Annotated in this window: 22 protein-coding genes; 1 reads left to right on the plus strand and 21 read right to left on the minus strand. The window is 52.7% G+C overall.

Going from position 1 to position 25718, the window contains the following annotated elements:
- Positions 1–171: 171 nt before the first annotated feature.
- The gene (locus H6750_04090; GenBank protein MCB9773487.1) at positions 172–444 is read right to left on the minus strand and encodes a serine hydrolase; all 273 of its coding nucleotides are present in this window, start codon (positions 442–444) and stop codon (positions 172–174) included.
- A gap of 611 nt (positions 445–1055) precedes the next feature.
- Between H6750_04090 and H6750_04095 the strand changes: the two genes are divergently transcribed.
- Positions 1056–3212: an acyltransferase gene (locus H6750_04095; GenBank protein MCB9773488.1), complete on the plus strand. Its 2157-nt coding sequence runs from the start codon at positions 1056–1058 to the stop codon at positions 3210–3212.
- 243 nt (positions 3213–3455) lie between these two features.
- Here the strand turns inward: H6750_04095 and H6750_04100 are convergent, their stop codons facing one another.
- From H6750_04100 to rsmH, 20 genes are all read right to left on the minus strand, one after another.
- Positions 3456–4565, minus strand: coding sequence for a serine hydrolase (locus tag H6750_04100; protein MCB9773489.1), 1110 nt, complete (start codon positions 4563–4565; stop codon positions 3456–3458).
- A gap of 24 nt (positions 4566–4589) precedes the next feature.
- A complete protein-coding gene (locus H6750_04105) occupies positions 4590–5108 on the minus strand; it encodes a DivIVA domain-containing protein (GenBank protein MCB9773490.1) in 519 nt (172 codons plus the stop codon).
- Positions 5109–5131: 23 nt separating this feature from the next.
- Positions 5132–5431 carry a YggT family protein gene (locus H6750_04110; protein MCB9773491.1) on the minus strand — a complete coding sequence of 100 codons (300 nt, stop codon included), beginning with the start codon at positions 5429–5431 and terminating at the stop codon, positions 5132–5134.
- A 284-nt stretch (positions 5432–5715) separates the two neighbouring features.
- Positions 5716–6465, minus strand: coding sequence for a YggS family pyridoxal phosphate-dependent enzyme (locus tag H6750_04115; GenBank protein MCB9773492.1), 750 nt, complete (start codon positions 6463–6465; stop codon positions 5716–5718).
- A gap of 472 nt (positions 6466–6937) precedes the next feature.
- On the minus strand, positions 6938–7693 hold the full coding sequence (gene pgeF, locus H6750_04120; GenBank protein MCB9773493.1) for a peptidoglycan editing factor PgeF: 756 nt from the start codon (positions 7691–7693) through the stop codon (positions 6938–6940).
- Positions 7694–7697: 4 nt separating this feature from the next.
- Positions 7698–8894, minus strand: coding sequence for a cell division protein FtsZ (gene ftsZ, locus H6750_04125; protein MCB9773494.1), 1197 nt, complete (start codon positions 8892–8894; stop codon positions 7698–7700).
- 112 nt (positions 8895–9006) lie between these two features.
- On the minus strand, positions 9007–10260 hold the full coding sequence (ftsA, locus tag H6750_04130; GenBank protein MCB9773495.1) for a cell division protein FtsA: 1254 nt from the start codon (positions 10258–10260) through the stop codon (positions 9007–9009).
- A 3-nt stretch (positions 10261–10263) separates the two neighbouring features.
- Positions 10264–11085: an FtsQ-type POTRA domain-containing protein gene (locus H6750_04135; protein MCB9773496.1), complete on the minus strand. Its 822-nt coding sequence runs from the start codon at positions 11083–11085 to the stop codon at positions 10264–10266.
- Positions 11082–12050, minus strand: coding sequence for a D-alanine--D-alanine ligase (locus H6750_04140; GenBank protein MCB9773497.1), 969 nt, complete (start codon positions 12048–12050; stop codon positions 11082–11084). Before H6750_04140 ends, H6750_04135 begins: the two co-directional genes overlap by 4 nt.
- 76 nt (positions 12051–12126) lie before the next feature.
- Positions 12127–13047 (minus strand): UDP-N-acetylmuramate dehydrogenase, encoded by a 921-nt coding sequence (gene murB / locus H6750_04145; GenBank protein ID MCB9773498.1) that lies wholly within the window; start codon positions 13045–13047, stop codon positions 12127–12129.
- 38 nt (positions 13048–13085) lie between these two features.
- Positions 13086–14465, minus strand: coding sequence for a UDP-N-acetylmuramate--L-alanine ligase (locus tag H6750_04150; GenBank protein ID MCB9773499.1), 1380 nt, complete (start codon positions 14463–14465; stop codon positions 13086–13088).
- Between the two features lie 321 nt (positions 14466–14786).
- On the minus strand, positions 14787–15875 hold the full coding sequence (gene murG, locus H6750_04155; protein MCB9773500.1) for an undecaprenyldiphospho-muramoylpentapeptide beta-N-acetylglucosaminyltransferase: 1089 nt from the start codon (positions 15873–15875) through the stop codon (positions 14787–14789).
- A gap of 17 nt (positions 15876–15892) precedes the next feature.
- Positions 15893–17071: a putative lipid II flippase FtsW gene (gene ftsW / locus H6750_04160; GenBank protein MCB9773501.1), complete on the minus strand. Its 1179-nt coding sequence runs from the start codon at positions 17069–17071 to the stop codon at positions 15893–15895.
- Positions 17072–18493 carry a UDP-N-acetylmuramoyl-L-alanine--D-glutamate ligase gene (gene murD, locus H6750_04165; GenBank protein MCB9773502.1) on the minus strand — a complete coding sequence of 474 codons (1422 nt, stop codon included), beginning with the start codon at positions 18491–18493 and terminating at the stop codon, positions 17072–17074.
- A gap of 13 nt (positions 18494–18506) precedes the next feature.
- A complete protein-coding gene (locus H6750_04170; GenBank protein MCB9773503.1) occupies positions 18507–19583 on the minus strand; it encodes a phospho-N-acetylmuramoyl-pentapeptide-transferase in 1077 nt (358 codons plus the stop codon).
- Between the two features lie 129 nt (positions 19584–19712).
- Complete coding sequence (murF, locus tag H6750_04175; protein ID MCB9773504.1) at positions 19713–21050, minus strand: UDP-N-acetylmuramoyl-tripeptide--D-alanyl-D-alanine ligase; 1338 nt, start codon at positions 21048–21050, stop codon at positions 19713–19715.
- 93 nt (positions 21051–21143) lie between these two features.
- Positions 21144–22658 (minus strand): UDP-N-acetylmuramoyl-L-alanyl-D-glutamate--2,6-diaminopimelate ligase, encoded by a 1515-nt coding sequence (locus H6750_04180; protein ID MCB9773505.1) that lies wholly within the window; start codon positions 22656–22658, stop codon positions 21144–21146.
- A 3-nt stretch (positions 22659–22661) separates the two neighbouring features.
- Positions 22662–24431, minus strand: coding sequence for a penicillin-binding protein 2 (locus H6750_04185; GenBank protein MCB9773506.1), 1770 nt, complete (start codon positions 24429–24431; stop codon positions 22662–22664).
- Complete coding sequence (locus tag H6750_04190) at positions 24428–24775, minus strand: hypothetical protein (protein ID MCB9773507.1); 348 nt, start codon at positions 24773–24775, stop codon at positions 24428–24430. Before H6750_04190 ends, H6750_04185 begins: the two co-directional genes overlap by 4 nt.
- Entirely contained in the window at positions 24772–25686 is a 915-nt protein-coding gene (gene rsmH, locus H6750_04195; GenBank protein ID MCB9773508.1) for a 16S rRNA (cytosine(1402)-N(4))-methyltransferase RsmH, read from the minus strand. The genes H6750_04190 and rsmH overlap by 4 nt, the downstream gene beginning before the upstream one ends.
- Positions 25687–25718: the final 32 nt, after the last annotated feature.

Genomic DNA, 25718 nt, shown 5'->3' on the forward strand with positions numbered 1-25718 from the left:
TTCGATAAAACTCAGGCCAGGCTCCGCGAGTTAGCCCGCCCTCCAAATTCTCGCGTTCGCCCTCTCCTGTGGCCAGGCTGGGCGTCATTGGTTTTGGCTACTTTTGCCGAAACAAAAGTGGCTCGGCTGCCGGGCCGATACCCGGCAACGCTTGAGTCTCAAACCAGATCTTTACCCCAATTCCTGTATAATCGCATCATGCAATTTGGGACGAAAGGTTTTGATGGTTTGATTGTCCCGAGTTGGGTGGACTCGATTAGGAAGAAAAATAACCTCCAGTTCACGAGTCGGGTCTATCCAGATACTCGTTCCGGTAAATCCCAGGTGGCCGAATGATTCCGGCGAAAACCACTGGCCGGAGGAGGAAGGTTGGGAAGGCGTATCCCAGCCTAAGGCCCAACTGGTTCCAGGCTGTGCGGTCACAAACTGTTTGAACCAAGTCAGGTAAGGATCGAGTAACCTAGGGGATCCTAGGTATCACTCCAGCCAGACGTGAGTCACACCCGTCCCATCTTTCGACTGTTCCATAAATTCCCGCATGCCCGACAATGCCTCCCAGCATACACGCATTTTCTGAATCCTCACTCTGAAAAAGACGTCCAGGCCACGAACAAAAAAAGTGCCATGCCGATCCTTTCGATCCTGTATTTCTATTTTAAAAAATCTTCCATAGACAGAATGTTTCCCATCCCTATTTCTTTTTGAGCACTCTTCTGTTTTAGCCTGTGCGCACTTTGCGATTTCGCTCGATTTCCGTATCGACAATTTGTTCCCTTTGCGACAATTTGTCAAACGTTTTCATCCGTCATCCTATCTTTCCTCCCATTTTCACAAACGAATTATCACCATTCCACGCCCTGTTGCTCTCTCCAACATCCCCTCCCTCATTATTTTCGTTTGGGAATAGGAAATGCATTAATTATGCATTGTGGAAGTAAGCATGCGTCCTGCTGACAACGGTCATAACGATTTGTTACTTTATAAATGCAGTTACGCCTTGTCCAGTCCGTTGATCTCATCAACGTGCGGAAATGATTGGTGAAAAAGGACACGACGTGCAACCGTCTAGCCTTTTGACCATTCCTTCCTCTTCCCAAGCCCCCCTAACCACTTCTTTGCCATCGACCGGATTGCTCTCCCCTTACCACCAGCAATCGGAAGGCACCACCTCCTATCGCCCGGAGATCAATGGGCTAAGAGCCATCGCCGTTCTCTGGGTCGTGCTGTATCACGCCCAATTGCATATCGCCGGAATCGATTTCTTCCAAGGAGGATTTTTAGGAGTCGATATATTTTTTGTTATTTCCGGATATCTCATCACGGGCATCCTTTTGCGTGAAATGGCGTGCAATCGCTTTACCTTTATGGATTTTTATGAACGGCGAGTGAGGCGAATCATTCCAGCCCTGTTGACCGTGATGGGGATTTCCATCCCGTTCGCCTGGATATGGATGTTACCAAAGCAGTTTCAGGAATACGCAGAAAGTATACTGGCTTCTCTTCTCTTTGGTTCGAACATTTTCTTCTGGAATAGTGATAGTTATCACGCAGAAGCCAGCGCGTTGAAACCCTTTCTTCATACCTGGAGTTTGTCTGTAGAAGAGCAGTACTACGTGCTTTTCCCCATTGTATTATTTCTGGCTTGGAAGTTTCTCCGACCAACGATCGGAATCCTCCTGGGTCTTGGTCTTCTGACATCATTGCTCCTGGCGAATTGGGGAAGTCAGCGACATCCCGTTGCCGCCTTTTACCTCTTGCCGACAAGGGGGTGGGAACTTTTCGCAGGGGCCTGGTTAGCTAATTTGGAATTCAAAAACGGACGCCGGATCCCTTCGGCGTTACATGACTATCTTCCGGGAGTGGGGCTCGCCCTGGTTCTGTACTCCCTCTTGTTCCTGAACGCTCAAGTGAAGCATCCGAGTTTTTGGACGGTTTTACCTGTAGCCGGCACCATGCTGCTTATCTGGTCGGCAGGCAAAAGAGACATCGTGTCTTCCCTGTTAGCGTCCAAACCTTTAGTGGCCATCGGTGTTATCTCCTATTCTCTCTACCTCTGGCATCAACCGGTCCTCGCATTTGCACGAATTCACACTCCAACCATGTTGTCATTTTCCGACAAGGTCGGTTTGATATTGATGGTCTTTCTTCTGGCTATTACCACATGGTGGCTCATTGAAACTCCATTTAGAAACCGCTTGCTTATTAAGACACGCACTCTTTGGGGCAGCATTGTCGCCTGCACCGCTATTCTGTTTGGATTCGGATGGTATGGATTCCAAAGCGGTGGAATCCCTGAACGGTTTCCGGAAAACATGCAGAAGTTGGTTCGTCCTCAGCACACTTCCTGGGGAACCCTTGCCCAAGACGGCGAACCCTGCCTTGGACGGTCCGTGGCTTCTGCCTGCCAATTTATCAACAATCCTCAGCACACCACCTGGATGCTCGTCGGTGACTCCCATCTCGAGGCACTTGGCCCCACCATGCTGGAATCAGTAACGTTGAGACACGAAAACCTCATTGACCTAACCATGGAAGGGGCCTGCCATTATGGCCGGGGAATCAAAGTCATGGCTGAGGGAAGCGATCGCCAATGTTCGTTTGCCTATAACGGCCAACGAAGCGATTTTTTGCTTCAACACCCACCGGCCATACTGATTATTGGCGGTCGCTTACCCTTAATTCTTCGTGGAGAAGCCTTCGACAATACAGAAGGCGGCGTTGAACCCTACGGTAATCGACGGATTCACTTAGAGAATGGATTGAACAATGATTTCCCGCATATCAAGCAGGTACTTGTCCAGAACCTGAATGACCTTATTCAGCATGGACACAAAATTATTTTGTTGTACCCCATTCCCGAAGTGGGCTGGGATGTTCCAACAACGGTCTACAAAAAAGTCCAGCTCTCACCTACTGCCCAGAAACTGGCTACTTTTTTTCAATCCGGTGGAGTTTCGACTTCCTATGCCGTCTTTCAACGACGGACACAAGAGGCCTATTCGATCTACGATGCCCTGGGAGAACACCCCAATGTTCTTCGCGTGTATCCTGAAAAACTTTTCTGTAATACCAAAGCATTAGGACGATGTCTCACCCATGATGAAATGGAAGTCTTCTATGCCGATGATGATCATCCATCCAAAACAGGGGCAAAAATGATCGTTGATGAACTGATGAAGGCAGCGAAGGAAAAATGGCATGAATCAATTTAGAAAATTCTTCCGGGTTCCCGGAACGTTGAAAAGAATTCCCCCTCAAAGAGTGTCCCGTATTCAAGACCTATCCAATACTCGGTCCGGCAACCCGAAAATGGCCGAACGATTCTGGAGATAACCAGGTGCCTGAAAAAGATGAGTGGGAGGGCGTATCCTACACCTCAACACCAAACTGGTTCCAGGCTGAGCGGTCGTAAGCTATGGCTTAGCCTCCTGATGAGATCAGCCTCACCCTTGTCTTTAGCCATGCCCTGAAAGTTCTTGGATAATCGCATCATGCAATTTGGGACGAAAGGTTTTGATGGCTTGATTGTCCCGAGTTGGGTGGACTCGATTAGAAAGAAAAATAACCTCCAATTCACGAGTCGGGTCTATCCAGATACTCGTGCCGGTAAATCCCAGGTGCCCGAATGATTCCGGCGAAAACCACTGGCCGGAGGAGGAGGGTCGGGAAGGCGTATCCCAGCCTAAGGCCCAACTGGTTCCAGGCTGTGCCGCCACAAACTGTTTGACCAGGTGAGAATCAAATACACCGGAGTTTCCTTTATAACTTTTCAGCCAGGCTTGGGTGACCTGCCCTACGGCCTCGGCTGTTCCAAAGAGTCCTGCGTGCCCGGCAATGCCTCCCAGCGCAAATGCATTTTCATCATGCACCTCACCCTGCAAAAGACGCCCACGCCATGGGTCCGGTTCAGTGGGTGCGCACCCGCCAATCGATGAATCCAATGTGGGAGGCACATTCGGCCCTCGATAGCCGAGTGGGCTCGCATGTAGGGGCCCATAGATCCGACTCCGACAAAAATCGTCCAATGATTGATTGGTAATCCGTTCCACGATAAACCCGAGCACCATATAGCCCAAATCACTGTAGAGGCTTTTGGGGGGTGCCGCCGATTCTATCGGTTCCTTGAGGATTAACTCCAGAAAGGCTTTGGCTCGTTCCTGACGGGATGGGACATCTGAGGGGAGAGCAGGAGGGAAAGACCGGTAAAACGGACGCCAGGCTGGAAGGCCGCTTTGATGAGAGAGCACGTCCTTAAGACGCACCCGGCCTAATGGAAAATTTTTCGTTTCAGGGAGCCACGTGTCGATGGACGTTGCTAGATCCAGATGTCCATCCTGCGCCAGGAGCAGGATAGCTGATGCGGTTGCCAGAGGCTTGGTGAGGGAAGCGAGATCGTAGATGGTCTGAAGTTGGACAGGATAGGCATCCGGAAGTCCCGAGGTAAGACCCACAGCATAATGCATTCGAATATAGCCCTGGTGCCGAACGAACAAAACCGCACCCGGAAACACCTGCGAGTGAATTCCTTCAAGGAGGAGACGCACTATGGGATCGGTCTGATCCACAATGTACTGAGGGGGTGGAAACGTCTAGCCTGCTTCCCGATGGGAGGCACGCTCTGCACTCATTTCCGGCTCACCTTCCCCTTCAAACGCGTCGTCTGGTCGCTCTTCAATTTCTACTAACCGATGGAAGGAACTCAGCGTCAACCGTAAGCGATCCAATACCAGCGCCCGCTGTTGCTTGAGTGTCGAGATCATTCGACGCATTTCGGCCAGTTCGGCCCGACTTTGCGCCAGTATTTCTTCGGCTTTCAACTCCGCTTCTTTCACCAAAAGATCCGCATCCCGTTGGGCCCCATGCTTGAGTTGGTCCACAAAGGATTGGGTTGAAATAAGTGTACTGGTCAGCGTGGTTTCCGCTCGTTTGAGTTGCCCCACTTCATCATCTTTCCCCGACAATTTCTCTTTGAGCACCAGGTTGTCCTTGGTCAGTTCCTCCACCGACTCGGCGATTTCTTCCAAAAATTGGTCCACCTGCGTCTTGTGATAGCCTCGCCATTGGGTATCAAAGACTTTATGCTGAATGTCCAACGGTGTAATTTTCATGACGACTCCTTTCCCCTCACCGGCTAGTGCATTCTGATTGCAAGATCCTTCAAAGATGCTACCACGGCAATCTGGAAAAACATAATAATAAGGATAGCAATGATCGGAGATAAATCAATTCCCAATCCTAGCATGCCAACCCGACGCCGGATTTGAGAAAGGACCGGCTCCGTTACTCTTTCTAAAAACTGAACAATAGGATTCCAGGGATCAGGGTTCACCCAGGATATCAAGGCCCGAATAATGATAACCCACATATAGATCCATAAAATCGTATCCAGGATGGTCGCAATCGCCTGTAGAACGTTACCCGCAATAAACATGATCCTCCTTTACAGATAAGAGTGCTGAAAAAGCATGCCCTGAGTCTGGCTGCAGGGACCGCCAGCGACGTTCCCTGACTTCGCCGGCGCGACTTTCGCGCAGGCAGGTCGTCACTTGGCCGTGCTCACGTACTCCCTTATACACTCCACCCGCCCAAGTGGCGGCGGCTTTGCTGGACGTGCCTTTGTTGAACACTCTTTTTTAGTATAGCTCCCGTTTACCCACATGCCGACAAACTGAAATCTTTTTCAAATATTCAACAGCCTTATCGACATCGGCCGATTCATTCCAGGGTGCCGGGACTGACGGCTTTCCCTCGACTTCCAAAAATAGCCGTTCCGATCCGAACCATCGTCGCCCCTTCTTCTATCGCGATCTCGTAGTCATGAGACATGCCCATGGACAATTCGGTCATCCGTACACGACGCCATGTCTGTCGAGCCAGCCCATCTCGCAATCGACAAACTTGCGTAAAATAGGGACGAACGTCTTCAGGATTTTCCTTCCACGGCGGAAGCGTCATGAGCCCCTGGATCTCGAGGTGAGGGAGCCGGTCGAGTTGCTCTATCCCGGCTTCCACCTCCTGTGAGATGAATCCTCCCTTGCTGGCTTCCCCCCCGACATTCACTTCGAGTAACACGGCTTGTTGAATCCCAAGTTTCCCGGCCAAAGCATTAATGCTCTCGGCCTGCTCCAGACTTTCCACAGAATGCAGCATCGAAAAATTCCCGACAAGGTCCTTGAGTTTCCGACGTTGCATCCGACCAATGAAGTGCCAGACTAAGTCTTCTCGTGGCCCCAGAATCTGACGCTTCTCCTGAGCCTCCTGAAGCCGGTTTTCTCCAAATATTTGCACGCCCGCTCTATAGGCTTCTTCTAAATCGACAGCGGGGACGGTTTTGGTCGCCGCCACCAACCGAATACCGGAAGGATCCCGCCCGACACGAATGGCAGCCTGCCGGATGTTCTCCTGGATGATTTGAATCCTATGGGTAATGGAGTTGGAAACGTCGCCATCCTTCAACAAGAACACCGAAAATTTTTCATTTGACTTCTATTGTAATCGGGATTGCCGCTTGAGTCACGGGCAGGGAGTAAACACATCAAACCGAATATAGGGCTCATCGCTCTTTCCTGTGCGTCCCTGAAAGGTTCGTCCCCATAATCCGACGCCTGCCGTCCGGCTCAAAGAGTGGTCGTTCTCATTCCCTGTCGGGCCTTGTCTAAGCGGAACAAATGACCCCGCCCTACAGGGGAGCATCCATCTCCTCTTATGGAGCCGGACGGAGCACTGGCTATGGAACATTGTGCTCCACACAAAGGTTGCGTCTCCTTAGGGACGCGCCATGCAATTCCTCGCCTCCGGTTGGGAAACTGCAATACCCTCTTCTCCCAGCACTTTTTCTTGGAAAAACCCCAAGATGGGGCGAATCGCTCAGGATGGGTCAGCAATGCGTCCCTACATCGCATAAAACCTTGCCACTCCCGGCAGGCGAAATCAATCTTTAGGCAGCAGGCAGGATAATTCCACTATACATAGTCCCATTCACCTGCCCCTCCCGCCTGTAGGAATAAAAGAGATCGTCCCGACAACGGGTGCAATGGTCCACCCGTCCAATCTGAGAGTCAGGAACGCCACCGGCGCGGATCTGGTGATAGATCAGTTGTTTAAGGTCTAAGACCCCTTTCCCTTCGTGGGTTTCTTGAAGCACCCCGGGCCATGCTGGGTACTTGCTTCGCAACGGGTTGATGACCTGTTCATCGACTTCGTAACAACACGGTCCGATAGAGGGACCGATCGCCAGATGCATGTGCTCCGGTTTTGCTCCAAATTCATTCACACAAGACCGAATGGTTTCTGCCACGATGCCGCCCACGGCGCCGCGCCATCCGGCGTGAATGGCCCCAACCACTCCCCTGGCTTTCTCGACAAGCAGCACCGGGACACAATCCGCCGTGCGCACAACCACGAGGGTCTCAGGCTGATTGGTAACCAAGGCGTCACCCTCGGTCTGCTCTAATGTTCCTAGCCCTCTATGGGTGTGGATGACGACCACCCGGGTACTATGGATTTGCTTGAGCGCGACGACAGCAGGAAAATCCCGCGGCCCACTCGCAATGTGCCCGAGTTCTATATGGGTGGCTAATCCTACCGGCGTACTCCGGGTCCCGAAGAAATGCCGCACGGGGATCATATCACTCGTCAATCCGTCATCAGACACTCCGGACCCCTTTGGGAAGGAACCTTTCTCCATGTTCATGGGATTAGTTCTCCGCTTTCCTCCGTAAAAAAGTCGGCACATCCCAATCATCATCCACCAGCAGACTGGTCTTTTCAGGAACCGGCCTGGCAGTCGCCTGTCGTCGCATATAGGTGGGTCGGTCGAGATCCTCAGAACCGTTGCTAGCCCCATTTTCCGCAGGCACGGCCACCAATGCGGGTTTTTTAACAGGCTCCACAACAAGAGTCGGTTGATGCGCATTGGAAAACCGCATGACCGACTCGGTCTGTTCGAATCCTGTGGCAATGACCGTCACGGTCAATTCATCCCCTAGCTCGGGATTAATGACCTGACCTACGATGATATTGGCTTGAGGATCTGCCGCTTCCCTGGCAATATTGGACGCTTCGTTGACTTCATGCAACGTGAGATTGGGGCCCCCTGTAATATTCAACAACAACCCTCTTGCCCCTTCCACGCTTCCATCTTCCAGCAAGGGGCTGGCAATGGCTAGTCTGGCGGCATCGCTGGCTCGCGTCGGACCCCGACCCGTTCCCATCCCCATCACCGCACGCCCGGAATAGCCCATGACGGTTCGCACATCGGCGAAATCCACATTGACCAAACCCGGAGTGGTAATAACATCAGAAATGCCTTGAATGGCCTGACGCAACACATCATCCGCAATCTTAAACGCCTCCACAAGCGGGGTACTTTTATCGACCATTCCCAGGAGTTTCTGGTTGGGAATGATCAAGAGGGAATCCACATATTTTTTCAATTCACGGATCCCTTCTTCGGCAAAGCTGGTCCGCCGGTTCCCCTCATATTGGAAGGGTTTGGTCACTACCCCGACCGTGAGAATGCCCAACTCTTTGGCAATTTTTGCGGCAACGGGAGCACCGCCCGTGCCCGTTCCACCACCCATACCTGCCGTGACAAAGACCATATCCGATCCTTCCAGGGCTTCACGGATCTGGTGTTCACTTTCCATTGCCGATTCTTTTCCCACCTCCGGCTTGGCTCCTGCCCCCAGGCCCCGCGTCCGCTCCGGACCCAATTGGATTTTGTACGACGCGAGCGAGCGGCCCAGGGCTTGCAAATCGGTATTGGCCACGACAAATTCTACCCGGCTTAAGCCGGCTTCAATCATCGTATTCACGGCGTTGCACCCGGCACCTCCGACACCGACCACTTTGATGTTAATAACCGATTGCTCCTCATCAGACAGTGAAAACATACGACTCCTCCTTTCTACCACTCCCCTGATCGCCCGCGGGGACATTTGATTGATGACTCACCTTGGCTCGCGAAGTAGGCACGGATCCATGATCCTCCTTTCTTGTCATGATTTAAAAAAAGTTCATGATCCATCCCTTCATTTTCCCGACCAGACCACCGGCCCACCGCCCGGATTTTTTGCCTTTGCCGGCTCCCGGTCCCACTAGTTCAAACTCATTTTCGTGACTCACCGAATGGACGATGAGTCCCACAGCCGTCGAGTAGCTTGGGTTACTGACTATTTCCCGTAAACCTTCCACTCCGATCGGCCTCCCTAAACGCACCGACAGATTCAGCACGTGTTCCGCCACCTCGGCCATGCCAGGGAGTAAGGAGGTTCCTCCCGTCAACACGCCTCCAGCCACCAGCATGCCGTCATATCCGGCACGACGGATTTCACGAAGCACGAGCTCGAACATTTCCTCCACCCGTGGGGAAAGAATTTCCGCGACCAATGCTCGAGGCATCACCCGGGGCGGTCGTCCTCCGACACTCGGCACTTCAATGCCTTCGTCCTCATTCACCAAGAGACTACTGGCCACCCCATATTTCAGTTTAATTTTCTCCGCCTCCTCCGGTGCGGTTTTCAATCCCATGGCCAGATCCCCGGTGAGATGGCTCCCTCCGATGGGAAGAACTGCCGAGTGCCGGATACATCCCTCGACAAAGATCGCGATATCGGTGGTGCCTCCCCCGATATCCACCATCACAACCCCCAGGTCTTTTTCCTCATGGGTCAGCACAGCCGCGCTGGAGGCTAACGGCTGTAAAACAATATCGACGACATCCAATCCCGCCCGGCTGACACACCGGATAAGGTTTTGTGCCGAGGTGACCGCTCCCGTCACAATATGCACATCGACTTCCAACCGTGATCCCGCAATGCCTAATGGATCCCGAATTCCTTCCTGATCATCCACGATAAATTCCCGAGGAAGCACATGAAGAATTTGGCGGTCCGGAGCCGGCACGGCACAGGCGCGTGCGGTATCAACGGCCCGACGGACATCCGCCTTGGTCACTTCTCGTTTTTTTAAGGCCACCACCCCTTGCGCACTTTCACTCCCGATATGGCTCCCCGCAATCCCCGTATATACCGAATTGATTTGAACCGCCGACATCAATTCTGCTTCCTCCACGGCCCGCTTGATGGACTCCACCGTACTGTCCATGTTGACGACCATGCCTTTTCTCAACCCGTTCGAACGATGTGAGCCCACCCCGATCACATGAATAGAGCGATCATCCTGGATTTCCCCGACCACCGCACAAATTTTTGTTGTCCCGATATCCAGTCCCACGACAATGTGTTCTTTTTTGGTCATGTCCTATAGTGTCCTCTTGCGAAAAATGACTTTTTGAGCAAATCGCAAATCCACTTCTTGCGACCGACCTTCAATTTTATCCTTCACGGTGGGATACAACACCAAAAATCGTTGCCACTGGTCCTCCACCTCACGCCCGAATTGAAACCGGACATTGGGGAGATCCACGATCGTTGTATGAGGTTGAGACACATCAATCCGAGGTCTGCCCGAAAACTGCTGGGACAGCAACGCAGCAATGTAAATGCCCTGCTTGGCGCGTCGATGACCTTCGGCTTGATGCTGTGTCATAAATGCGGAGGTCACCCCATCAACAATGGGCAATGTCGTCCCTGCCTGGACCTTTCCTTTCGGCAACAGATACCCTTCTGCATCCAGATAATAGGGTTCGGTTGGTGATCCAAAGACCGCCGCCGGCTGACGCTCAGTCACCTGGATCACCAGTGAATGGGGTAACACCCGCTCAAAGGCGACCGACCCAATCCAAGGATGCGATTCCAACCTGGTCGCGAGCAGCTCTGAATCCACAGAGAACAAACTGGTCTGCGGCGCCAAGTCCAGCTTCGCCAGAACTTCATCTCGCGTGACTCGATCCAGACCCACAACCGTGATCTGTTGGATTTCCGTCCACTCATCCGCCCACCGCATCACCTGACGTCCGCCCACCGCAACCACCACGATAAGACAGGCCAGGACACCTCCGATCACAACGCGCCGGACCCGCAAGGCTGTCGATGACGACTTGGCTTTCCCCGATCCTACGGTTTTTTTAAGGGGCCGGTTTTTTCGGGGCCGTTTCGTGTTTAGGGATTCTCCCGATATCATGACGCAGAACTCCTGGTGCTCCTAATTTTCCCGGATGACGATATCATCCTTTTCGGTAGAGCCTCACCCAATATCCGTTCAACCAGATCATCATAGTCCCACCCGATCTGTGCGGCTGCCATGGGAAGCAAACTCCGTTCAGTCATGCCGGGAATGGTGTTCAATTCGAGAATATAGGGACGTCCGTTGGTATGAATGCGAAAATCGACTCGAGCGGCACCGCGACACCCTAACGCGTGATAGGCACGAAGGCTGTAATCACGGAGAGCGGTTTCCAGCTTTGAAGAAAGCGAAGCCGGACACACATAACGAGTGGCCGCCTTTCCATATTTGGCCGTAAAATCGTAAAAGCCCCCGGGAACGATGATTTCTACACCGGGCAGGACCTCATTGCCAAAAACGCCCACCGCCACTTCACGACCCGGAATATATTTTTCCACTACCGCCTGCTCTCCGTATCGATAGGCTTCTTGCAAGGCCTCCTTCCATTGGGATGGCTTGCGAACGATCGAGACACCAAACGTCGATCCCTCGGCACAAGGCTTTACCACCACAGGCAAGCCTAAGCCGGGAGGAGGACGAACCGGAATCATTTTCCCGGATACGGTCATACCCGGCGGGACCGGTACCTTGGCAGCCTCAAGGACCACGCGCGTCAATCCCTTGTTCATGCAGACGGCACTCGCAGTCACGCCCGATCCGGTGTACGGCATCTTCATGACTTCCAACATCCCTTGAACTGTGCCATCTTCCCCTCCCGGTCCATGCAAGGCGAGAAAGGCCACCGAAATTTTCTTTGCCCGGATCTGATGCGGCAATGTGTCATCCACTTCAATGGGGATCACCGTATACCCCCGTCGTTTCAACGCATCGCAGATTGAACGCCCCGTCTTGAGCGAAATCTCTCTCTCAGCTGAAGATCCACCCATCAGCACACCGATTCGCAAAGATTTCTGTGTCATCATTCTCTGTGTCTTCACCTTGTGATAAGCCTTTCACTTTGACTACTTTTCTTTGTCACCACCAACAATCCCGGCATCTCTACGATTCTCCAATGATTTTCCATTCAAGCTGAAGACGGACCCCAAACTTTTTCGCCACGGTTTGCCGGACTTTTCGAATCAAGGCCAAGACCTGGTCGGCGGTGGCCGCTCCTCTATTCACAATAAAATTGGCATGTTTGGTCGAAACTTCAGCGTCTCCAATCCGCACACCCTTTAATCCTGCGGCTTCAACGAGTCGTCCGGCAGAATCTCCAGGCGGGTTTTTAAACACGGACCCGGCATTCGGAAGGGTTAACGGTTGGGTCTCGCGCCGGTACCGCAGATAGGTTTTGGTTTTCGCTTCAACCTGCGCTTTATCCGAGAGAGCCAACTGGACCCACGCGCCAACGACAACGCCTTTGGGGAGCGTCGCCTTCCGATAGGTAAATGACATGTTGGAAGACTCAATTCGCACGCGATGTCCACGAAGATTCACCAAATCAACGGCATGCAAGACCTCCTGCATTTCCCCCAACCGCGTTCCGGCATTCATCACCACCCCTCCACCGACGGTTCCCGGAATTCCAGCCGCCCACTCCATTCCGGACAGATGATGGCCCACCGCGAACTGCATTAACCTGGGCAACCGCACACCCGCCTGGGCATATACCATGTGACCGGCCTCCTCATGTATCCCGGACAAGTGTTTCAATTGCATAACAATGCCTCGAATCCCTTTATCGCGAACGACCACATTGGTCCCGCCCAACACCACGAAGGGAATCCCTTCTGTCCGAGCCCCCACGAGCACGCGTATGACGTCTTCCACGTCCAGGGGAAAGACCAGGACATCCGCGGGGCCTCCCACCTGCAACGACAGAAGAGGCGCCAGGGATTCGTTCCAGTGGACTTCTCCGTGCACATGCTGCACGGCTCGTTGAAGCCGTTTTGCTGTCAGTGTCAGCCGGCCGGTCTTCATCTGTACAACCCTCGACTTTCATGACTCACCACATTCGGTTACAACGATTCCAATAATTCAGTTCCGACTTTCCAGACATCCCCCGCGCCAAGGGTCAACAGGATATCGCCCTCACGAAGCTCCTCACGCAATTTGGTGATCAAACCGGTGTCACGATTGAGCCATTGGACAGAAGGATGACCAGACGCCCGAATGGTGTCGGCCATCATTTGTCCGGTGATCCCGGGGATCGGCGCCTCACCCGCCGGATAGATATCCATGACATACACGCGATCCGCCTGTTCGAACGCCTTGGCGAACTCATCGGCCAGGTCCCTCGTTCTTGAAAACCGATGCGGTTGAAATACCACGATCAACGGGCGCTGCCACGCGGCTCGGGCAGCCGCCAGCGTGGCACGAATCTCGGTTGGATGGTGCCCATAGTCGTCCACCACCACAATGCCGTTTTTTTCTCCACGAATCTGAAACCGCCGCTCGACTCCGGCAAAGGCGGCCAACCCTGCCCGGATCAAATCCACAGGTACGTCCAATTCCAATGCCACCCCGATGGCCGCTAACGCATTGGCCACGTTATGCACACCAGGGATTCGAATGCGGAAAGGCCCGAGCTTTTGATCCCGGTAATGCGCCCGAAATTCCACACCCATCGCTTTGGTTTCAATATCCGTCGCAAACAAATCGGAGGTCAGCACACCCGAAAAATCACTCATGCCATACGTGTGGTATCGCTTCACCACCCGGGGCAGGAGCTTGCGAATCCAGGGATCATCGGCACACACAATCGCCACGCCGTAGAATGGAATTTTATTGATAAATTCTAAAAACGCCTCTTGAAGACCTTCCATGTTTCCGTAATGATCGAGATGCTCACGGTCGATATTCGTCACGACCACGATTGAAGGCGACAACCGCAAAAACGACCCGTCACTCTCGTCGGCTTCCGCGATCAGCAGATCACTCCGCCCTAAACGCGCATGGGTCCCCATGGCATTGACCTTGCCCCCAATCACGAATGTGGGATCGAGGCCGGCTTGCGCAAGAATCGATGCGACCATCGACGTCGTAGTGGTTTTTCCATGAGCGCCCGCAATGGCAATGCCATACTTCAATCGCATCAGCTCTGCCAGCATTTCCGCTCGCGGAATGACCGGGATCACTTTGGCCCGGGCCGCACGAATTTCCGGATTGGACCCAGCTATGGCCGATGACACCACCACGACTTGTGCCCCTTCCACGTTCGATTCCTGATGCCCGATAAACACCGTGCCCCCTAATTCCTCTAACCGTCGGATCGTGTCAGACGACCCCACATCGGAGCCGGTCACCTTATACCCTAGCGTGAGGAGCACCTCTGCGATGCCACTCATTCCACTTCCCCCGATACCGACCAAATGAATGTGCTGAATTTTTCGAAACATAATGTTTTAGACTTCCAGGGTTGAAGGGAGGATCATTGAAGACGGTCAGTTGATGCGCCCACCGCCGGGCACGCATGGCCTGTAAGTCTGGCGGTACAGTCTCAATACCGGGTCGTTCCACCGGGCTCGCGACTTCATCACAAGCCTCGCGTAGGACACGACGACTATTCTGGATCTACCAGACGTGGCCCTGACAGCACATATTCTTCATTCCCTGTAAGAGTCCCTCCTCATTAAAGATTGAATAGGTTCAGACAATGGTTTCCTCTTTGACTCTTTTGCTTGTTCATCCGTACCATTTTTTCCCATCATGCCTGTATTTCACGTCGCGACCGGATGCCTCACCAGCAGGAGGCATTGATTCACCATCTGCTCTGTGGCGTTGACTTTTCTGAGAGCCCAGCTCTGTCGTGCCATTTCCTGGAGGTGGGGAATATCCGACATCCATCGTTCAATTTCTTCTGCCAGGCGCTGCCCGGTGAGGTCGGCTTGCAAGAGCACTCGAGCCGCTCCCGCCGCTTCCATGGACCTGGCATTCATTTCCTGATGATTGTGCGTCGCCTGGGGAAACGGGATCAGGATTCCGACCTTTCCATATGCTGATAACTCAGCCAATGTGCTGGCCCCGGCCCGACAGACGATGAGATCCGCCTTGGAAAGCTCATGAGGCATATCAAAGAGAAAGGGGCGGACATCTGCGTGAACCCCCATTTGTGCATAGCCGGCCTTGACCCGTTCCAAATCGTCCGCTCCGGTCTGGTGGGTGATGGTTACCTGCTCCCGCAGGTTCGATGAAATCTCCACAGCCTTCAACATGGCGGAATTTATCGCCCGAGCCCCCTGACTCCCGCCAAAGACCAACAGATGCGAGATCTTCTGCGGAGGAATCGGAGAACGTTCCAAGACAAACGCCTTTCGAATGGGTGTGCCAATCACCTTGACTTTCGATGAGGGGAAAAAAGACTGCGCGCTGTCAAAGGCTAGAAAGATTCTATCGGCCAATGGGCCCAACACCCGATTGGCCAAGCCCGGCATGGCGTTCGGTTCCAACAAGACTCTGGGAATATTCAACAACCAGGCCGCTACGACTACGGGAGGACTAAAATACCCGCCTGTCCCAATAACCAGATCGGCACGGTGACCGCGGAGAATCTGGATCGCACGCCACAACGACTTCGGGAGCAGCATGAGGGAACGCGCCATGCCAACCAGCCCTCGGCCGACAAATCCTTCAACTGTGATCGGTTCAAACCCAAAGCCTTCCTTCCCCAGAATTTCTCCCTCTAACGACTTTCCCGTCCCGACAAACACAATGCTCCCTTCAGGATCATGCTGTTGAAATTCTTTGGCATATGCGATAGCCGGAAACATATGACCTCCCGTCCCACCCGCAGCAATGATGACCCGCATTACACCATTCTCTCCACTTAAGGCCCGGCTCGTCCCTGTCGAGCCACACTCAGCAAAATTCCGAGAGCTAACATGGTGACCAGCAGGGATGACCCTCCGTAACTGACCAGGGGAAGCGTTAAGCCTTTTGTGGGCAACAGCCCGCTCACGACGCCTGCATTGATCAGGGCCTGAATACCCAGGAGCATGGTAATTCCCAAAGCGAGATATCGCCCGAACAAATCAGGTGCTAAGGCCGCAACTCGGAATCCTTTACACACCAAAATGGCAAACAGGGCCAACAACCCGCAGGTTCCCATGAGTCCCAGTTCTTCTCCCACCAAGGCCAACACGAAATCGGTATGCCCTTCCGGAAGAAACATGAGCTTTTGCTTGCCCTGCCCAAGACCCACACCAAATAATCCGCCATTTTCCAAGGCCAGGATGGACTGGACAAGTTGATAGCCTGCCCCTTGTCGGTCCGCGAACGGATTCATAAATGTCGTCATCCGTTCCCATCGTTCAGGACTCATCCAGATGAGAGCACCCACACCCAAAATCATCGGTCCACCTAAATAGGCCAAATGCCGCACTCTCGCTCCGGCCAGATACATCATGCTGACGAACACCAGACTAATCACGACGGTACTTCCTAAATCCGGCTCCACGACAATGAGCCCACATATGATGCCCACCATCGCCACCGGGGGAAGAAACCCCCGTTGCCAATCCGTGACGCGCCGTTGCGGATTGGATAGAAACGCCGCGAGGTACAGCACAACAGCCAGCTTGGCCATTTCCGTGGGTTGAATGGAAAAAAATCCAAGTGCGAGCCAGCGTCGAGCACCATTGATTTGAGGGCCCACAGCCAGGACCAGCAGTAATCCAACGATACATCCTCCGACAACCATGGGAATCCATCGCTTCCACTGGCGATAGTCAATGAAGGACCCGACCAACAGGACGCCAAATCCCAACAGCATCCACACGATTTGTCGTTGGAGGTAATAAGTGGCATTGGTAAATTTATTTTCTGCCATGACCCCACTGGCACTAAACACCATGACCAACCCCCCAAGAGAGAGTGCCAGAGTGATTCCCACGATCAGAGGATCGATCCGCCGGGAACCGATGCCCAGATTCCCAGGGAACAGATCCGCCCACGCGCGGGACTCCACATGGGAGTTTTTACGCCGAAAGATCACTGGAATACCCATTTATTGAAGTTCTCCAACCACACGCTTAAATTCAAGTCCGCGATGATGATAATTCCGAAACATATCGAAACTGGCGCACGCCGGGGAAAACAACACCACATCCCCACTGGACGCGAATGTCACAGCCTGGGACACCGCATCCGTCAAGCTGGTCGCGAGGGTCATCGGCTTGATCTGATCCAGGGCCTGGAGAATTTTCTGAGTCGCCTCTCCGATCAACACGACACCCTTGACCTGTCGTTTAATACTGTCAGCCAACTGCGAAAAATCACCGCCTTTGTCTTTTCCACCAAGAATCAAGACCAAGGGCTCATGAAAGCTCTGTAAGGCTTTGAGGGTGGCATCCACATTCGTGCCTTTCGAATCATTGATAAATGTGATGCCCCTCCACTCCCGAACCACCTCTAAGGCATGCTCAAAGGTCGGCGTGGCCTGAAGAGCACGAACCATATCCTCTGCTGAACAACCACAGAGCAGTCCGACACACAATGCCGCCATCGCATTTGCCACATTATGGTCTCCCCGCATCGGGAGGGCGTCACGTGACGCGATAAAAAAATCCTTCCCATGCATCCGTGCTCTCATCTCGCCTGCTTCGAGATACACCCCCTGCTTCACTTTTTTGGTGAGACTGAATTCACAGATTTCTGCCCGTGCCGATGAGGCCATGGCTCTCACCACAGGATCGTCCACATTGATCAGCGCCCAATCCTGAACCGTCTGATTTTCAAAGATACGCTGCTTCGCAGCCCGATAGTCTTCTTGAGTGGGATGCCGATCCAAATGATCCGGCGTCACATTTAACAATGCGGCAATCCAGGGCTTAAACAGGTGGATCGTTTCTAATTGGAAGCTTGAGACTTCTGCGACAATATATTCATAGTCGGGTCTGGGAGACGGGTCCGTTTGCTTACGCACCGCCTCACATAATGGGATACCCAGATTGCCACCCACAAACGCCCGCTTCCCACATTGTTGCAGGATCGATCCAATGAGGCGTACCGTGGTACTTTTCCCGTTGGTTCCAGTCACCGCAATGATGGGAGCTCGAAGAAACCATCCGGCTAACTCAATTTCTCCAATAACCGGAATACCCCGTTGGACAATCTCCTGAAGAAGATGATGGTCCTTCGGGACTCCTGGACTGACGACCAGGAGGTCGAGATCCCTCAACCCGTCGGCAACGTCATTTCCTCCGAACACCCGAACACCTCGAAGACGATATGCTGTGGACGCGGACTCAACATCCTGACTTGCGTGTTCTTCGACAATCGTCACCACCGCACCAAGGTCCAGAAGAAGGTCAGCAGCCGCCCTTCCGCTTCGTCCGAGCCCAAACACCGTGACACGCTTGTTTGGCCAACTCGTCATGGGAAACACGGGAGTGACGTTCACGGCTTCCATGGCTCCACAGGGTTCCACAAAGATCCTCTGCTTAGCGTAATTTCAACGTGCTAATACTCAAGAGGCCCAAAATGATCGCAATAATCCATAAACGCACCACCACTTTGGGCTCTTCCCAGCCCTTCAGTTCGAAATGATGGTGCAATGGCGCCATAAGGAAAATTCGCTTGCCCCTGGACTTAAACGATGCCACTTGAAAAATCACGGACACCGCTTCCATCACAAAAACTCCGCCAACCAGGATCAATAACAATTCATGCTTGCATACCACTGCGACCGTCCCTAAGGCCGCACCCAGGGGTAAGGATCCCACATCGCCCATGAAGACCGACGCGGGATAGGTGTTAAACCAGAGAAAACCCAATCCCGCCCCAACAATGGAGGCCGTCAGGATGGCCAATTCTCCGGCTCCTTCGATATGAGGGACGAGCAGGTACTCTGAGACCAATTTATTTCCGACCGCCCAGGCCACCACCGAATAGGCCATCGCTGAAATAATGACCGGTCCGACGGCCAACCCATCCAACCCGTCAGTGAGATTCACCGCATTTGAACATCCCACAATGACCAGGACGGCAAAGGGGATGTAGAAGACTCCTAGATCGGGAGTAAAGTTTTTGAAGAACGGCACACTAAGTTCCGTGGAATAGCCGGGTGAAAGATAAAAAAATAGCCCAATGCCCAACGCCACCCCTAACTGTCCAACGATTTTTTGCGTAGCCGTCAATCCCTTGGATTGGCCACGTAAAATTTTAATGTAATCATCCACAAAGCCGATCATCCCGAAACCCACAAGCGATAAAAGGACCAACCAGACATAGAAATTGGAGATATCCGCCCACAACACGGTTGAGAGCAATACCGAAAAGATGATGAGCAATCCTCCCATCGTAGGGGTACCGGATTTTCCCAGATGCGATTGCGGGCCATCCGTTCGTATTTTTTGCCCGAGTTTCAATGTCTGCAATTTTTTGATCATGGGAGGGGCCAAGAAAAACACAATCAGAAATGCGGTCACCGCCGCATAAATAATGCGGAAACTGAGATACCGGAAGACATTGAAGATAGCAAATTCGGTATGAAGGGGATAAAGCCAGAGATACAGCATTAGGAGGTACTTTCTTCGGGCAGAGGACAAGAAGCCTCGCCCTGATAGTGTTGCTCATTCATCATCAGGAGTAGACGTTTTCTCTCAAGGACTCCTTTGGGCCCAAGTATCCAGCCCAATTCATGCAGCCTAGGACCCGGGGCGGACGGCGTCGAGCACTCGCTCCATTTTTGCTCCACGGGAAGCCTTAATGAGCACCGCATCCCCACGCTTCACCATTGTTTTCAGCAAGGCCCCGGCTTCCATGGCATCTCTCACCACGGACACCTGTGTGGGTCCGTGTACTTGTCGGGCACCGTCGGCCATGTTGGGCCCAAACGCACCACAGGCAATTAAATGGGTGACATGGTGCTTGGCAGCATCGCGTCCTATTTCCTGATGAAACTGGGCCTCCTTAGGCCCCAACTCAAGCATGTCACCCAATACGGCGATCGTCCGTCTGGCAGCATTCAGTCCAACAAGCGATTCCAACGCGGCTTTGACTGAAGCAGGGTTGGCGTTATAACAATCATAGAGATACAGCACTCCACCCCACCTGCGAATCTCCGACCGCATGGGAGCAGGGCGAAACTTTTGTAAGCCCGAGACGATATCATCGCCCGACAATCCCATGGCACAGCCCACTGACGCGCCAGCCAGTGCATTGGCAATATTGTGCGGGCCCATGATTCGCACATTCGCGCGTTTGGCCAATTTTCGATGAGGTAAGAACAGGCGGAATTCCGTTCTCCGTCCGTTCCACTCCAGGTCGGCCGCCCGAACATCCGCCTGACCCGACATCCCGAATGAGATCACCGGGCATTTGGCTTTCCTGGAAAACATTTCAAAATACCGGTCGTCGGCATTCAGAATGGCCGAACCATCAGTTCGAGGAAGCCAATCCAATAGCTCGGCTTTCGACCTCGCCGACCGCGCCATGGTACCGTAAAATTCCAAATGGTCGGGACCGACATTGGTGATCACCCCTGCCGTAGGCCTGGTTATGTCACACAATTGACTCGTCTGCCCCACTTGATCTACCCCCATTTCTATTACAGCAGCCTGGTGTCCGGAGCGAAGACCAAGGAGCGTCCTGGGTACACCTATGGCATTATTAAAATTCCCTTGCGTTTTATGGACGCACCAGCGAGTCGCCAGCACCTGGGACACCATTTCCTTTGTCGTCGTTTTTCCATTGCTGCCGGTAATGGCCACCACCGGAATTGAAAAGCGCAATCGATGAAATTTGGCTAAGTCCTGGTAAGCTCGTAGAGTATTGTTTACCGCCACCACCATGACAGGAACCGAGCCAGCCTGACGTACTTGCGTCAATATTTCCCGGGCTTGCGCCTCTTCAACCACCACACCTCGGGCTCCCAGTTTGCAGGCCGTTTTCACAAATTCATGGCCATCAAATTTCTCTCCTTTCAAGGCCAGAAACAAATCACCGGATTGAATCTCCCGCGAATCCGTTTGCACTCGAAGCATTCTCCTTTTCTGTGGTCCCTGTAGAAGCAACCTCCCCTCCGTCGCATCGAGCACTTCGTTGATCTCAAAAGCTGCCATCTCGAATCGTCTGCGCTACCGGGAACCCATCTGTCGATGAATGGCCTTCCTGGCTTCTTCACGGTCATCAAAATGAATTTTTTGAGTGCCGAGAATTTGATAGTCTTCATGCCCCTTTCCCGCGATCAATAACAGATCTCCGTCTTTGGCTTCTGAAACCGCGGCTTGAATGGCTTCGGCTCGATCGGTAATGATCCGATAGGGACACCGTTCGTCCGGTGGCAGGGATTGAATGCCCTTTTCGATTTGAGTCACAATTGTTTCGGGATTTTCCGTTCGTGGATTATCGGACGTAACGATCACCACATCGCTATGTCGTGCCGCAACCTGCCCCATCTTGGGCCGTTTTCCGGGATCCCGGTCTCCCCCACAACCAAAGAGGGTAATGATTCGCCCTTTTGTGATGGCTTGCGCCGATCGAAGCAACCGATACAGCGCATCTTCGGTATGCGCATAATCCACGACGACCGTAAATGGTTGACCTTCATTGATGCGTTCAAACCGTCCAGGTACATTGGCTACTGACTGCACGGCTTGTTCAATCATCGGAACCGTCATACCCATTTCCAGGCCAATTCCGATCGCAGCCAGCATATTCGACACATTATGTTCTCCCACCAATTGGCTGTTGATTGACAACGGGCCCTTGGGACTGTTCACCAGAAACTCGGTTCCTCCCATAGAAAGGCGCACGGATTCCGCTCTGATGTCTGCGTGGGAATGGAGCCCATATGTCCAGGTCGGAATGGAACAATGTTGAAGAATCAGGGAGGCCCGCTCATCATCCGCATTGATGAGGGCTCGTTTGGGGCAGGTCTTCTGACCGCTATCGACGCATTCGGTAAATAAACGGAGTTTCGCCTGAAAATAGTCATCCAACGTGTGATGAAAGTCTAAATGGTCTTGCGTCAGATTGGTAAACACGACTATGTCAAATTCACAGCCGGCTATCCGCTCTAAGGCCAACGCATGAGAAGAGACCTCCATGACCGCGACATCCATTCCGGCATTGACCATGGCGCTCAACATGTTCTGTAGCTCGACAGGAGCCGGGGTGGTATGTGACGCCACACGGCGCTCGGTTCCGAACACATAGCCTACGGTCCCCAAGAGTCCCACATGATGTCCTTGAGCTTCCAGCAGGGATTTGGCTAAATGCGTCACCGTGGTTTTGCCATTCGTCCCCGTGACCCCCACCATGCGCAGGTGAGTAGAAGGCATACCGGAAATTTTTGCCGCCAACACCCCCAATGCCTTTCGGGAATTTGTCACTCGAATGAGCGCAGACGAGCTTCCTCCTAATGGTGGATCCTGAGTCTCAAATCCCTCCTCCACCACCACAGCAACTGCCCCTTGCTTTTGAGCCAGTCTCACAAACTGATGTCCATCATAGTGCTCCCCCTTGATGGCCACAAATACTGAACCAGGCTTCACTTCTCTGGAGTCCTCGGTAACGGACACAACCTCAGCCTGAAGATCACCTTCAGTGACCACCGTATCCAGTGAGGCAAGAAGCTCTTGAAGCGTCACAGATTACTGCACAATGGGCTGCGGTGAAGAAATAGGTGAATTTGCCGCAGCCGTGCGAATAACTGCGGATCCACCGGGTAACACTCCCAAATGGGGCAAGACGCGCTCTGCGACCTTTCGAAAGACCGGAGCCGCAATTTCCCCACCCCAGTTCCCAATTGTCGGCTCATCAATCACGACTAACATGGCCAGACGCGGGCGCTCGACCGGTGCAAATCCGACAAACGAAGCTATCACTTGTGAAGAAGAGTAGGACCCGGTTTTCGGGTCAATTTTTTGAGCTGTCCCCGTCTTACCCGCAGCTCGATATCCGGCAAGCCTCGCACGCTTGCCTGTGCCTGCCTCTACGGCCCGTTCGAGAATCCGAGTTAACGTGCCGGTTGTCTCAAGCGAAATGGGTCGCCGTTTGGGTTGCGGATCTTTGGTCAAGACAGCCTGTCCGTTTGAATCCAGTATCGAAGAGACAACATAGGGCGTCATCAGCCAACCACCATTGGCCACCACTGACATGGCTGTGACCATTTGAATAGGGGTCACGGCGATCTCCTGACCCATGGCAATGGAAGAAAGGCTTCGACCACTCCATTTATTGAGCTCTCGGAGTATCCCTGAGGACTCTCCCGGCAGATCGATTTCGGTTTTTTCTCCGAATCCAAACGCTTTTAAATACCGAAAAACCCGGTCTTGCCCTAATTCCATGGCGACTTTGATCGCACCCACATTACTCGATTGCGCCAGCGCTTCGGAAAACGTCATCCAACTGGTTTTTGCCGGATCATGCACAATGGTCCCTGCCACCGACATCTTTCCGTCGCCCCCATAGATTAACGTGTCTGGAGACATCACCTGCTCTTCAAGCGCCGCAGCTGCCACCACAATTTTCAACGTTGACCCCGGCTCATAAGGATCCGTCACCAGTCGATTCCGCCAATCCTGAGTGGAAAACTGCCCTAAGTGATTAGGGTCAAAAGTCGGATGAAGGGCCCACGCCAGAATCGCTCCGGTTAAGGGGTCCATGATCACAATGCTTCCAGACTTCGCACCGCTTTGCTTTAAGGCTTGCGCCAACTCCGCCTCCGCAATGAATTGGACAACCTCATCTATGGTCAAAGTGAGGTGATACCCGGTCGACAAGGGTACGGAATCATGACTGGGGGGTGAGGCGAGCTTTCTGCCCAAAGCGTCTCTTTGGTATTTCACCAGGTTTTTTTCACCCCGTAGATAGGACTCATATTGAAGTTCCACCCCTTCTAATCCTTGGCTATCAATTCCGGCAAACCCCACGAGGTGAGATACCAATTCTCCCTTGGGATAAAAACGATGCGGTTCTTTGGTCAATCCCAATCCGGATATATTCAACGCCTCCACTTCCTTGACAACGGTTTCCGGAATATTGCGTTTAACCCAAACGTATGGCTGATTTCGTGTGAACAAATCGCGTAATTCCTTGACGGACATTTGTAAGATCGGCGCTAGCGATCGGGCGACCCGTTGTGGATCATTTAAGGACGGCGGCCGCACATACAATGAGGACACTTCCACATTGAGAGCCAATGGGTGACCTTGCCGATCAACAATGACCCCTCGATCCGGCTGCACAATCACGGTTTTTTCGTGTTGCTGCTGTGCCTGATGAGCCCCAATGTCCGCTTGAAGGACCTGCAGGTAAAACAACCGGCAGCCAATAAGCACAAACCCGCAAAGGAGGCCCAAGCAGACAATGCCACTGCGGATACGACAGACGGGATGAATGTCCTGAGATGGCGTTTTCACGGAAGGCTCACAACGGTATGACCAAACTCACGGACCAAACGAACAGGAAAATTTCCATCCGATTCAGACTGGGGTAACGTATCCAGGGAGACCATAACGATCTGCCCTTCCTGAGCCACGGTAAGTCCCAATTGGCTTTGGGCCCGTTGAGCAACTCGTTGTGGATCCGTTAACTGCGACAGCCGGACCTGCAAGCCTTCTTGCTGTTTTTTGAACATCGCACGCTGAGTTTCCAACTCTTCAATGGCATATCCCAGTCGCCACATGTCTATCTTGACCCCAACATAGAGCAGACACCACACCCCCAATAGAATCATGACGCCAAGGAACACGTTTTTTCTCATAGGGTCTCTCCTTCCGGAAGGCGCTCGGCCACACGTAACTTAGCGCTTCTGGCACGAGGATTTTGTTGCATTTCTAACACACTCGGAGTCACAGGCTTCTTGACCAGCAATGCAACTTTTGGATGCTCTCTCTGCGCCAGAGAACGAAACGTCTGCTTCACAATACGATCTTCTAACGAGTGAAATGCGACGACACACACCCTTCCGCCATCCTTCAACAGCTCGATGGCATCCCGGATAGCCGGCTCGAGCAAATCCAATTCACGATTCACGCAGATCCTTAATCCCTGAAATGTTCTGGTCGCAAAATGTAAGCGCCCCTTTTTGTAGGCGTAAGGAAGCGCACCCTCAAGGACAGACACCAGGGCCTGCGTGGTCTGAATAAGATCGGCCTTTCTGGCCTGCACGATTGCACGGGCGATTCGACGGGAATATCGTTCTTCCCCATACGTGAAAATGACATCGGCTAGCTCTTTTTCCGGAAGATGATTCACCAGATCAGCTGCTGTTACTTTCTGGGTTTGATCCATTCGCATATCCAATGGGCCACTCAGGGAAAAACTAAAGCCACGCTCTGCTCGGTCCAGCTGCAACGAGGACACCCCTAAATCAAACACCACCCCGTCAACCTTCTCATAGCCGGACTTCTGAACAAAATCTCGAATGTGGGAGAAATTCCCATGTATTATATTTACAGACGATTCGTACTCACTTAATGTCTTTTTCGCAAGAGAAACGGCCTGATAATCACGGTCCAAACCAATAATATGAGCATCTTTTCCGCTTTTTTCCAGTATCTTCAGCGACGTTCCACCAATTCCCACAGTACAATCAACATAGATCCCGCCCGGCAGCGGTTTAAGCCAAAAACAGATTTCATCTACGAGTACCGGTTTATGAACATCATTCATGCACAGCTTGTTTCATTTTACAATACATGTGG

This window comes from Nitrospiraceae bacterium, assembly GCA_020632595.1.
Classification (GTDB): Bacteria; Nitrospirota; Nitrospiria; order Nitrospirales; family UBA8639; genus Nitrospira_E.

Bases quoted from the DNA above. Each gene is read 5' to 3' on its own strand.
- H6750_04105 (MCB9773490.1), bottom strand. From the start codon at position 5,108: ATGAAAATTACACCGTTGGACATTCAGCATAAAGTCTTTGATACCCAA.
- H6750_04110 (MCB9773491.1), bottom strand. From the start codon at position 5,431: ATGTTTATTGCGGGTAACGTTCTACAGGCGATTGCGACCATCCTGGAT.
- pgeF (MCB9773493.1), bottom strand. From the start codon at position 7,693: ATGAACATGGAGAAAGGTTCCTTCCCAAAGGGGTCCGGAGTGTCTGAT.
- ftsZ (MCB9773494.1), bottom strand. From the start codon at position 8,894: ATGTTTTCACTGTCTGATGAGGAGCAATCGGTTATTAACATCAAAGTG.
- ftsA (MCB9773495.1), bottom strand. From the start codon at position 10,260: ATGACCAAAAAAGAACACATTGTCGTGGGACTGGATATCGGGACAACA.
- H6750_04135 (MCB9773496.1), bottom strand. From the start codon at position 11,085: ATGATATCGGGAGAATCCCTAAACACGAAACGGCCCCGAAAAAACCGG.
- H6750_04140 (MCB9773497.1), bottom strand. From the start codon at position 12,050: ATGATGACACAGAAATCTTTGCGAATCGGTGTGCTGATGGGTGGATCT.
- murB (MCB9773498.1), bottom strand. From the start codon at position 13,047: ATGAAGACCGGCCGGCTGACACTGACAGCAAAACGGCTTCAACGAGCC.
- H6750_04150 (MCB9773499.1), bottom strand. From the start codon at position 14,465: ATGTTTCGAAAAATTCAGCACATTCATTTGGTCGGTATCGGGGGAAGT.
- murG (MCB9773500.1), bottom strand. From the start codon at position 15,875: ATGCGGGTCATCATTGCTGCGGGTGGGACGGGAGGTCATATGTTTCCG.
- ftsW (MCB9773501.1), bottom strand. From the start codon at position 17,071: ATGGGTATTCCAGTGATCTTTCGGCGTAAAAACTCCCATGTGGAGTCC.
- H6750_04170 (MCB9773503.1), bottom strand. From the start codon at position 19,583: ATGCTGTATCTCTGGCTTTATCCCCTTCATACCGAATTTGCTATCTTC.
- murF (MCB9773504.1), bottom strand. From the start codon at position 21,050: ATGCTTCGAGTGCAAACGGATTCGCGGGAGATTCAATCCGGTGATTTG.
- H6750_04190 (MCB9773507.1), bottom strand. From the start codon at position 24,775: ATGAGAAAAAACGTGTTCCTTGGCGTCATGATTCTATTGGGGGTGTGG.
- rsmH (MCB9773508.1), bottom strand. From the start codon at position 25,686: ATGAATGATGTTCATAAACCGGTACTCGTAGATGAAATCTGTTTTTGG.